The organism is Agromyces binzhouensis (genome assembly GCF_004135055.1).
Taxonomy (GTDB): Bacteria; Actinomycetota; Actinomycetes; order Actinomycetales; family Microbacteriaceae; genus Agromyces; species Agromyces binzhouensis.
This window is the reverse complement of sequence record NZ_SDPL01000068.1, coordinates 1-10,887: the sequence shown is the minus strand read 5'-3', so window position 1 is coordinate 10,887 and position 10,887 is coordinate 1. Positions and strand designations below refer to the sequence as shown.

The 10,887-nt window shown below is 69.5% G+C and carries 6 protein-coding genes and 1 pseudogene; all 7 read right to left on the bottom strand.

Annotation, left to right across the window (positions count from 1 at the left end; translation table 11 throughout):
- A pseudogene (locus tag ESO86_RS05660) lies at positions 1-457 on the bottom strand (hypothetical protein); the annotation flags it as partial.
- Between the two features lie 130 nt (positions 458-587).
- A complete protein-coding gene (locus tag ESO86_RS05655) occupies positions 588-1,262 on the bottom strand; it encodes a hypothetical protein (RefSeq protein ID WP_129233966.1) in 675 nt (224 codons plus the stop codon).
- A 162-nt stretch (positions 1,263-1,424) separates the two neighbouring features.
- Positions 1,425-5,327, bottom strand: coding sequence for a DNA-directed RNA polymerase subunit beta' (gene rpoC, locus ESO86_RS05650; protein ID WP_129233964.1), 3,903 nt, complete (start codon positions 5,325-5,327; stop codon positions 1,425-1,427).
- Positions 5,328-5,371: 44 nt separating this feature from the next.
- Positions 5,372-8,863 (bottom strand): DNA-directed RNA polymerase subunit beta, encoded by a 3,492-nt coding sequence (gene rpoB, locus ESO86_RS05645; RefSeq protein ID WP_129233962.1) that lies wholly within the window; start codon positions 8,861-8,863, stop codon positions 5,372-5,374.
- A 338-nt stretch (positions 8,864-9,201) separates the two neighbouring features.
- On the bottom strand, positions 9,202-9,603 hold the full coding sequence (locus ESO86_RS05640; RefSeq protein WP_129233960.1) for a hypothetical protein: 402 nt from the start codon (positions 9,601-9,603) through the stop codon (positions 9,202-9,204).
- A gap of 1 nt (position 9,604) precedes the next feature.
- On the bottom strand, positions 9,605-9,982 hold the full coding sequence (locus ESO86_RS05635; protein ID WP_129233958.1) for a hypothetical protein: 378 nt from the start codon (positions 9,980-9,982) through the stop codon (positions 9,605-9,607).
- Between the two features lie 113 nt (positions 9,983-10,095).
- Positions 10,096-10,887, bottom strand: a 792-nt coding sequence (locus tag ESO86_RS19735; protein ID WP_207207025.1) for an Ig-like domain-containing protein, incomplete at its 5' end; no start/stop codon positions are given.

Sequence of the window (10,887 nt, the reverse complement as noted above, 5' to 3'; positions counted from 1 at the left end):
CCGTCGCGCCGACCGTCTCGGGCACGCCGGTCTCGCGGCGGACGGCTTCGGCGCGCACCGGCTCGGGGTGCTCGTCGATCGCCGTCGTCTCGTCGGCGACGGGCGGGTGGTCGGTGCGCGCCCGCTCGACGGCGGCGTCGAGTTCGGATCGCTCGTCGGCCGTCTCGGCCTGCGTCGGCGCGACCGGTGCGGATGCCTCCGCCGACGTCGGCTCCTCCGCGCCCTGCGTCCCGGTGAAGTCGTGCTCCTCCCCGGACGCGGCCGGTTCGGGCGCGACGGCCGGAGGCTCGACGCGATCGACGTGCTCCGCATCGGGAGCCGTCGGGTCGACCTGCGCCTGCTCGGCGGCGATGTCGTCGCCCGACGCGGCATCCGTCGACGCGTCGGTGGCGTCGGTCGCGGACCGGTCGTCGGCGGCCGGCCGGTCGGGCTCGGATCCGGGTGTCGTGCTGCTCATCGTCCGCTCCTTCCGGGCAGCACCGGCCGCCCGTGGTGCGGCTCACTCTAGCAACGCGTCGGCGTGCGACCGGGAGGCACGCGCGGGAGGTCGCCCGCGCGTCGCGGTGCAGGCCGGACCCGGTCGCGGGTCAGGCGAAGAGCTGCGAGACGATGTCGAGCGTGTAGCCGCTCACGGCCGGGCCGTCCCAGCGCGTGGCGATCCAGAGGCCCTCGCGGATGAAGTGCGACTCGCCTGCCGAGCCCGCAACGCCCTCGAATTCGAGGATGCAGCGCGTGCCGCCCTCCTCCTGGTAGCACTCCTGGCCGGCGGCCTGGAACGCCGCGATCGCCGCCGCGGTCTGGGCCTCGTCGACGCTCGCGACGTTCGTCACGAGGCCGACGCGTCCGTCGCCGCCCTCCGGGGGGAGCCACGCGCAGGTGAGCTGCGACGTCTCCTGCAGCACCGGCAGCGCGCCCGCGTCATCCGTCCCGAAGAGCGCCGGAGCGCCGTCGGCCGTCGACCACTCCGGGTTCAGCGCGTAGCCGGGAGCGAACGTGCTCGACCAGTCGAACGTGTAGATGCCCGCGCAGTCGGTCGGGATCCGCTCGTCGCGCACCGGCTCCGGCGTCGGGACCGCGACCGGTGCCGGTGCCGGCTCGGCGGTCGGCGCGGGACGGGTCTGCGACGCCGGCTCGGCGGACTGGCTGCCCGGGGCGGGCAGCGCCAGGACCACGACGAGGGCGACGACTGCGATCACCAGCGCGGACGCGGCGACGATGAGCAGCGTCCTCGATCGGCGGGTGGCGGGGGCAGCGTCTGGCATGTGGGCTCCGGGACGGATTCGGATGGGACGACCGCCCGAGATACTAGCCCGCGCACCTGAGTGCCGTCATCAGGCGGTGGCGATCGGACGACGACGGGCCCCGGATCGCTCCGGGGCCCGTCGTGTGCACGGGGCGGCGGCCGGGCCGCCGCCCCGTGGGGATCAGCTGTAGTTGCCGGGGGTGAAGTCGTCGCTCGAGAACGAGTCGAAGTCGACGAAGCTGAGGTCGCCCTCGGTGAACGACGCGTCGTCGGAGAAGATGCGGTTCGGGTAGCGCTCCGCCTTCGCCTCCTCGGTCGCCTCGACGGTGACGTTCCGGTACTTGGCGAGGCCCGTACCGGCCGGGATCAGCTTGCCGATGATCACGTTCTCCTTGAGGCCGACGAGCGGGTCGGACTTGCCCTCCATGGCGGCCTGCGTGAGCACGCGGGTCGTCTCCTGGAAGGACGCGGCCGACAGCCACGACTCGGTCGCGAGCGAGGCCTTGGTGATGCCCATGACCTCCTGACGAGCCGACGCCGTCTTCTTGCCCTCGGTGAGCGCAGCACGGTTGATCCCGTTGTACTTCGAACGGTCGACGAGCTCACCCGGCAGCAGGTCGGTGTCGCCGTGGTCGACGACCGTCACCTTGCGGAGCATCTGCCGGACGATGACCTCGATGTGCTTGTCGTGGATCGGCACGCCCTGCGAGCGGTACACGTCCTGCACGCCGTTCACCAGGTGCTTCTGCACCTCGCGCACGCCCTTGACCCGGAGGACCTCCTTCGGGTCGACGGTGCCGACGATCAGCTGCTGGCCGAGCTCGACGTGCTGGCCGTCCTCGACGAGCAGCGTCGAACGCTTGAGCACGTTGTACGCGATCGGCTCGTCGCCGTTGTCGGGCGTGAGGATGACCTTGCGCTGCTTCTCGGTCTCGTCGATCGTGATGCGACCGGGGGCCTCGACGATGGGCGACGCACCCTTGGGGGTGCGGGCCTCGAAGAGCTCCTGCACGCGGGGCAGACCCTGCGTGATGTCGTCGGCCGAGGCCGAACCACCGGTGTGGAAGGTGCGCATCGTGAGCTGGGTGCCCGGCTCGCCGATCGACTGGGCCGCGATGATGCCGACGGCCTCGCCGATGTCGACGAGCTTGCCCGTCGCGAGCGAACGGCCGTAGCACTTCGCGCACACGCCGACCGCGGACTCGCAGGTGAGCACCGAGCGGACCTTGATCGACTCGACGCCCGCCGCCACGAGCTTGTCGATCAGCACGTCGCCGACGTCGTCGCCTGCGGCGGCCACGACCTCGCCCTTCGCGTTCACCGTGTCGGTCGCGAGCGACCGGGCGAACACCGAGTTCTCGACGTTCGGGTCGCGCACGAGCGCACCCGTCGAGTCGACCGCGGCGATCGGGAGCTCGAGGCCCTTCGAGGTGCCGCAGTCGTCCTCGCGGATGATGACGTCCTGCGAGACGTCCACCAGACGACGCGTGAGGTAGCCCGAGTCGGCCGTACGGAGGGCCGTGTCGGCCAGGCCCTTGCGGGCACCGTGCGTGGCGATGAAGTACTCCGCCACCGACAGCCCCTCGCGGTACGAGGAGATGATCGGACGCGGGATGATCTCGCCCTTCGGGTTGTTCACGAGGCCTCGCATGCCGGCGATGTTGCGCACCTGCAGCCAGTTACCACGAGCACCCGAGGTCACCATGCGGTTGATGGTGTTGCCCTGGTCCGCGGCGAACTCCTCCTGCATGGCCTTCGCGACCTCGTCGGTCGCCTTGGTCCAGATCTGGATGAGCTCCTGACGACGCTCGAGGTCGGTCGTGAGACCCTTCTCGAACTGCGACTGGACCTTCGCGGCCTGCTTCTCGTACTTCGAGACGATCTCCCGCTTCTGCGGCAGCTCGACGATGTCGGAGAGTGCGACGGTCACGCCCGAACGGGTCGCCCAGCGGAAGCCGGCGTCCTTGATGCGGTCGAGCGTCGCGGCCACCTCGGTCTTCGGGTAGCGCTCGGCGAGGTCGTTGACGATCTGCGAGATCTGCGACTTGCCCGCCTGCGCGTTGAAGAAGGGGTAGTCCTCCGGAAGCGCCTCGTTGAAGAGCGCGCGACCGAGGGTCGTCTCCATCAGGAACGGCTGGCCCGACACGAAGCCCTCGGGCTCCTGGCCCTCGGCGAAGTGCAGCCCCTCGAGGCGGATCTTCACCATGGCGCCGAGGTCGAGCACCGGCTCGCCGGGACGGTTCTGGTCGAACGCGAGGACCGCCTCGGCGATCGACGAGAACGCACGACCCTCACCGGCACCGCCCTCGATGACCGTCGTCAGGTGGTGGAGGCCGATGATCATGTCCTGCGAGGGCAGGGTCACCGGACGGCCGTCCGACGGCTTGAGGATGTTGTTCGACGCCAGCATGAGGATGCGGGCCTCGGCCTGCGCCTCGACGGACAGCGGCAGGTGCACGGCCATCTGGTCGCCGTCGAAGTCCGCGTTGAACGCGGCGCAGACGAGCGGGTGGAGCTGGATGGCCTTGCCCTCGACCAGCTGCGGCTCGAACGCCTGGATGCCGAGGCGGTGCAGCGTGGGCGCGCGGTTCAGCAGCACGGGGCGCTCGCGGATGATCTCCTCGAGCACGTCCCACACCTGCGGACGCGAACGCTCCACCATGCGCTTGGCGGCCTTGATGTTCTGCGCGTGGCTGAGGTCGATCAGGCGCTTGATGACGAACGGCTTGAACAGCTCGAGCGCCATCTGCTTCGGCAGGCCGCACTGGTGCAGCTTGAGCTGCGGACCGACGACGATGACCGAACGGCCCGAGTAGTCCACGCGCTTGCCGAGCAGGTTCTGGCGGAAGCGACCCTGCTTTCCCTTGAGCATGTCGCTCAGGGACTTCAGGGCGCGGTTGCCGGTGCCCGTGACCGGACGGCCGCGGCGGCCGTTGTCGAACAGCGCGTCGACGGCCTCCTGGAGCATCCGCTTCTCGTTGTTCACGATGATCTCGGGCGCGCCGAGGTCGAGCAGGCGACGGAGGCGGTTGTTGCGGTTGATCACGCGACGGTAGAGGTCGTTCAGGTCGGAGGTCGCGAAGCGGCCACCGTCGAGCTGGACCATCGGGCGCAGCTCCGGCGGGATCACCGGGACGACGTCGAGGACCATCGCGGCCGGCGAGTTGCCGGTCTGCAGGAACGAGTTGACGACCTTGAGCCGCTTGATCGCGCGGATCTTCTTCTGGCCCTTGCCCTCGGCGATCTGCAGGTGCAGGTCCTCCGCCTCGGCGGCCAGGTCGAAGGACAGGAGGCGCTTCTTGATCGCCTCGGCGCCCATGTAGGCCTCGAAGTACATGCCGAAGCGGTCCTGCAGCTCCTGGAAGACCGAGTCCTCGGGCTTCAGGTCGCCGACCTTCAGCGTGCGGAAGTCCTCCCACACGCGCTCGAGGTGCGCGATCTGCTCGTCGCCCGACTTGCGGACGCCGGCCATCTCCTTGTCGGCCGCGGCCTCGGCGCGCTTCCTCTGGTCGGACTTGGCGCCCTCGGCCTCCAGGGCCGCGAGCTCCTCCTCCTTGCGCTGCATGAGCTCGGCGATGCGAGCGTCGCGGGCGTCGCCGATGGCCTTGATCTCGAGCCGGAGCTCGTTCTCGAGGCCGGGCATGTCGGCGTGACGACCCTCGTCGTCGACGTCGATCACCATGTACGCGGCGAAGTAGATGACCTTCTCGAGGTCCTTCGGCGCCATGTCGAGCAGGTACCCGAGGCGCGAGGGCACGCCCTTGAAGTACCAGATGTGCGTCACGGGCGCGGCCAGCTCGATGTGGCCCATCCGCTCGCGGCGGACCGAGGACTTGGTGACCTCGACACCGCATCGCTCGCAGACGATGCCCTTGAAGCGGACGCGCTTGTACTTGCCGCAGGCGCACTCCCAGTCGCGGCTGGGTCCGAAGATCTGCTCGCCGAAGAGCCCGTCCTTCTCGGGCTTCAGCGTGCGGTAGTTGATGGTCTCGGGCTTCTTGACCTCGCCGTAGGACCACTTGCGGATGTCCTCGGCGGTCGCCAGGCCGATACGGAGCTCATCGAACGTCGTTGCGTCGAGCAATTTCTCTCCTAGATTCCTGAAGTCGTTCTCGTATGCCTGGCGGATCAGATCTCGTCGATGTTCGACGACTCGAAGCGCGCGGAGATGTTGATGCCGAGCTCCTCCGCTGCGCGGAAGGCCTCGTCATCGGTGTCGCGGAGGCTCACCGCGGTGCCGTCGGCCGAGAGGACCTCGACGTTCAGGCACAGCGACTGCATCTCCTTCATGAGCACCTTGAAGGACTCGGGGATGCCGGGCTCCTGGATGTTCTCGCCCTTGACGATGGCCTCGTACACCTTGACGCGGCCGAGGATGTCGTCGGACTTGATCGTGAGGAGCTCCTGCAGCGCGTATGCGGCGCCGTAGGCCTCGAGCGCCCACACCTCCATCTCGCCGAAGCGCTGGCCGCCGAACTGCGCCTTCCCACCGAGCGGCTGCTGGGTGATCATCGAGTACGGGCCGGTCGAACGCGCGTGGATCTTGTCGTCGACGAGGTGGTGGAGCTTCAGGATGTACATGTAGCCCACGGAGACCGGGTACGGGAACGGCTCGCCCGAACGGCCGTCGAACAGCTGCGTCTTGCCGCTGGAGTCGATGAGCCGCTCGCCGTCGCGGTTCGGGAGGGTCGAGTCGAGCAGACCCGCGATCTCCTCCTCGAGCGCGCCGTCGAACACGGGCGTGGCGACCTTGGTGCCGGGCTCGGCCTCGCGGGCGCCCTCGGGCAGGCGCTTGGCCCAGTCCGGGTTGCCCTCGACCTTCCAGCCCTGCTTGGCGACCCAGCCGAGGTGGGTCTCGAGCACCTGGCCGAAGTTCATTCGACCGGGGATGCCGAGCGGGTTCAGGATGACGTCGACCGGCGTGCCGTCGGCGAGGAACGGCATGTCCTCGACCGGCAGGATCTTCGAGATGACGCCCTTGTTGCCGTGGCGGCCGGCGAGCTTGTCGCCCTCGGTGATCTTGCGCTTCTGGGCGATGTAGACGATCACGCGCTGGTTGACGCCCGAGCCGAGCTCGTCGTCGCCGTCCTGCGCGTCGAACACCTTGACGCCGATGATCGTGCCCTGCTCGCCGTGGGGGACCTTCAGCGACGTGTCGCGCACCTCGCGGCTCTTCTCGTTGAAGATCGCGCGGAGCAGTCGCTCCTCGGCCGACAGCTCGGTCTCGCCCTTCGGCGTGACCTTGCCGACGAGGATGTCGCCGGGGCGGACCTCGGCGCCGATGCGGATGATGCCGCGCTCGTCGAGGTCTGCCAGCAGGTCGGGGCTCACGTTGGGGAGGTCGCGGGTGATCTCCTCCTTGCCGAGCTTGGTGTCGCGGGCGTCGACCTCGTACTCCTCGATGTGGATCGAGGAGAGGACGTCGTCCTTCACCAGGTTCTGGCTGAGGATGATCGCGTCCTCGAAGTTGTGGCCCTCCCACGGCATGAACGCCACGAGGAGGTTCTTGCCGAGCGCGAGCTCGCCGTCGTCGGTCGCGGGACCGTCGGCGATGACCTCGCCGACCTCGACGCGCTCGCCGGCGGAGACGACGACGCGGTTGTTGTACGACGTGCCCTGGTTCGAGCGGTCGAACTTGCGCAGGTAGTAGGTCTGCGTGCCGCCCTCGTCGAGCTGCAGCGTGACCGCGTCGGCCGAGACCTCGGCGACGACGCCCGCGCGGTCGGCGGTGATCACGTCACCGGCGTCGATCGCGGCGTAGCCCTCCATGCCCGTGCCGACGAACGGCGAGTCGCTGCGCAGCAGCGGCACCGCCTGACGCTGCATGTTCGCGCCCATGAGGGCGCGGTTCGCGTCGTCGTGCTCGAGGAACGGGATGAGCGAGGTGCCCACCGACACCATCTGCCGCGGCGAGACGTCCATGTAGCCGATCTCGTCGGCCGGGAACAGGTCGACCTCGCCGCCCTTGCGACGCGCGAGGACGCGCTCCTCGACGAAGTGGCCCTTGGCGTCGAGCGGCGCGTTGGCCTGGGCGACGATGTAGTCGTCCTCCTCCATCGCGGTGAGGTAGTCGATCCGGTCGGTGACCTTGCCGTCCTCGACCCGGCGGTACGGGGTCTCGATGAAGCCGAACGAGTTGATGCGCGCGAACGAGGCGAGCGATCCGATGAGGCCGATGTTCGGGCCTTCCGGGGTCTCGATCGGGCACATGCGGCCGTAGTGCGAGGGGTGCACGTCGCGGACCTCGACGCCCGCGCGGTCGCGCGAGAGGCCGCCGGGGCCGAGCGCCGAGAGGCGACGCTTGTGCGTGAGGCCGGCCAGCGGGTTGTTCTGGTCCATGAACTGCGAGAGCTGCGAGGTTCCGAAGAACTCCTTGATCGCGGCCACGACGGGGCGGACGTTGATCAGGGTCTGCGGGGTGATCGCCTCGATGTCCTGCGTGGTCATGCGCTCGCGGACGACGCGCTCCATGCGGGACAGGCCCGTGCGGACCTGGTTCTGGATCAGCTCGCCCACCGCGCGGATGCGGCGGTTGCCGAAGTTGTCGATGTCGTCGACGTCGAGGCGGATGTCGACCGCCTTGCCGCCGCGGCGGCCGGGCAGGGTCGGACGGTCCTCGTGCAGCGCGACGAGGTACTTGATCGTGGCGACGATGTCCTGAACCGTCAGCACCGAGTCGGTGAGCGGCGCCTCGAGGCCGAGCTTGTTGTTGATCTTGTACCGGCCGACCTTCGCGAGGTCGTAGCGCTTCGGGTTGAAGTAGAAGTTGTCGAGGAGCGCACGCGCGGCCTCGGCAGCCACCTGCTCGCCCGGACGGAGCTTGCGGTAGATGTCCTTGAGCGCCTCTTCCTTCGTGAGGATGTTGTCCTTCTCGAGGGTGAGCGCGATGGACTCGTAGCCGGCGAACTCCTCGAGGATCTCCTCGGAGGTCAGGCCGAGGGCCTTCAGGAAGACGGTGACCGACTGCTTGCGCTTGCGGTCGATGCGGACGCCGACCTGGTCGCGCTTGTCGACCTCGAACTCGAGCCATGCGCCGCGGCTCGGGATGACGCGCGCCGAGTAGATGTCCTTGTCGGAGGTCTTGTCGGGCGTGCGCTCGAAGTAGACGCCGGGCGAACGGACGAGCTGCGAGACGACGACGCGCTCGGTGCCGTTGATGACGAACGTGCCCTTCGGGGTCATGAGCGGGAAGTCGCCCATGAAGACCGTCTGGGTCTTGATCTCACCGGTGAGGTGGTTCATGAACTCCGCGTTGACGTACAGCGGAGCGGAGTAGGTCTTGCCCTTCTCCTTGCACTCGTCGATCGTGTACTTCGGCGGCTCGAGCTCCGGGTTCGAGAACGAGAGCTGCATGGTCTCGCCGAGGTCCTCGATGGGCGAGATCTCCTCGAAGATCTCCTCGAGGCCGGTGGCCTCGGGAAGGTCCTGACGGCCGGACTCGATGGCCTCCTCGACGCGGGCCCGCCACGCCTCGTTGCCGACGAGCCAGTCGAAGCTCTCGGTCTGGAGGGCGAGCAGATCGGGTACGGTGAGGGTGTCGGTGACCTTCGCGAACGAGAGGCGGCTTGCACCGCGTCCGTTCTTGGGGGTGGGCGTGGATGCGTTGCGCGCAGCAGCCAAGGAAATGACCTCCATGGCCCCGTCGGGGGCCGGTTCACTGTCGGTGGTGGTGGAGTTGACCCCTCAGACGTGGTGCGGATGCCGGGAGACCCGACACGCAGAAGCCGACCGCAATATGAAGGCATAGTGGGTCTGGGAGCGCAAAGGTCAAGCATAGACCGGAAGGCGCGCCGTGTCCAGTCGGATTCTTGATTTGTCTCCGCTTCTCCGGTATAACCCGCGCGGACCGCTTCAGGCGACCGGTCGACCCGGCCCGAGGCGCCCCTGCTCGCGATGACGGATGCCGCGTGGGGCTCCCCCACGCGGCATCCGTCGTCACCACCGGATCGACCGCCGGCTCAGGCCCCGATCTCGAGCCGGACCGTCTCGGGACGACCCGGCACGAGGCTCACGTCGACGATCGCACCCGGGGTCACGCGAGCGAGCTGGATCGGCGCGAGCGGCTGGGTGCGGGACGCCGGGACGGGGATGCCGCCCGGGAGCTTGGCGACGAGCTCGAGCTCGACCATGACGTCCATGCCGATCACCATGGGCAGCTGGCGGGCGGACACCACCGAGGCGGTCGTGCGGACGCGCGCGGCGTCGGATGCGGGGTCGTTCGCGGCGACGGCCGCGGCCATCACGCGATCGGCCTGCTCGAGGGACTGCTGCGCGGCGGCGAGCGTCGCGCCGACGTCCATCCGCTCCCGGACGGCCGTCGCCTGCGCGTTCAGCGTGCGGAGGTCTGCGAGGAAGCCCATGTCACACCGCCGCGTAGATCTCGTTGAACCGGCGGCCGACGCCGCGGTCGGCCTGGATGCGGGCGCCCCAGCCGGCCTGGGCCTGCGCCCACGCCTCGGGATCGATGCCGAACATTCCGGCCACGACGGGCAGCTTCGTCTCGTCGTAGCCGTAGGCCGCGATGCCCTTGACGATTCGGGCGTAGCGATCGAGGTCGACGCCGGCGATGGGCTCGAGCGCGCCCGCGGCGGGCTCCGCGTGCACGGCCTGGGCCGCCATGGCATCCATCTGCTGCCGGTACGCCGCGGTCCGGTCGGCGAGCGCGTTCGCGCGGTCGATGAGGCCGGGCGCGGCCTTCACGGTCTTCACCATGTCGCCGAGCTGGCTGAACATCATCATGGTTCCTGCTCCTTCTCTTGCGGTTCTTCTCGTGGTTCGGTGTTCGGTGCGGGATCGAGTGGGGATCGGATCGGATGCCGCGGCGGGTTCCCCGGCCCGCCGCGGCACCGGGCTCATCGCGTCGAGCGCGGCCTGGCGGCGACGAAGAGGAGTCCGATCCCGGCGAGGATCGCCGCGATCGCGAGCGACGGTCGGGGGTCGGCCCCCGTACGGGCGAGGCTGCCGACGGGTGCGGCCGTCGCGAGCTCCTCGGCGGATTCGTGGCGAACGGGCTCGGCGGGCTCGTCGACGTCTGCCGGCCCCGGCTCCTCGTGCGGGGCGGGCTCGGTCGGCTCGCCGGGCTCGGTCGGCTCGCCGGGCTCGGTCGGCTCCCCGGGTTCTGCGGGTTCTCCGGGCTCTGAAGGCTCTCCCGGCTCGCCCGGATCAGCGGGCTCAGGCTCCGGCTCCGGCTCCGGCTCCGGCTCCGGCTCCGGCTCGGGCTCCGGCTCCGGCTCGGGCTCCGGCTCGGGCTCGGGCTCGGGCTCGGGCTCCACGCTCGGGAGCACCTCGAGGGTGATCGTCGCCCAGTTGCTCAGCGCGCCGTGCGCATCGCGCAGTCGATAGCCGAAGCTCAGCGAGCCGACGAGGTCGGGGGCGGGCTCGTAGACGATGCTGCCGTTGTTCGGACTCCAGGACACGCCGTGCGTGGGTCCGTAGATGTCCGTGACGTGCCCGACGATCGCGTCCCCGTCGGGGTCGCTGTCGTTCGCGAGGAAGCCGGGCGCCGGCACGAACATCGTCGTGCCCTGCACGAAGGTGAAGACGTCGTCCACGGCGACCGGCGGCGCGTTGTCCGCGGCCGACGCCGGTGCCGCGGCGAGGACCGCCCCGGCCGAGGCCATCATCGCGGCGGCCGCGGCGGCCGT

What these genes read in the sequence shown, in the direction of transcription:
- ESO86_RS05655 (WP_129233966.1), bottom strand. Translation starts at nt 1,262, where the DNA reads ATGCCAGACGCTGCCCCCGCCACCCGCCGATCGAGGACGCTGCTCATC.
- ESO86_RS05640 (WP_129233960.1), bottom strand. Translation starts at nt 9,603, where the DNA reads ATGGGCTTCCTCGCAGACCTCCGCACGCTGAACGCGCAGGCGACGGCC.
- ESO86_RS05635 (WP_129233958.1), bottom strand. Translation starts at nt 9,982, where the DNA reads ATGATGATGTTCAGCCAGCTCGGCGACATGGTGAAGACCGTGAAGGCC.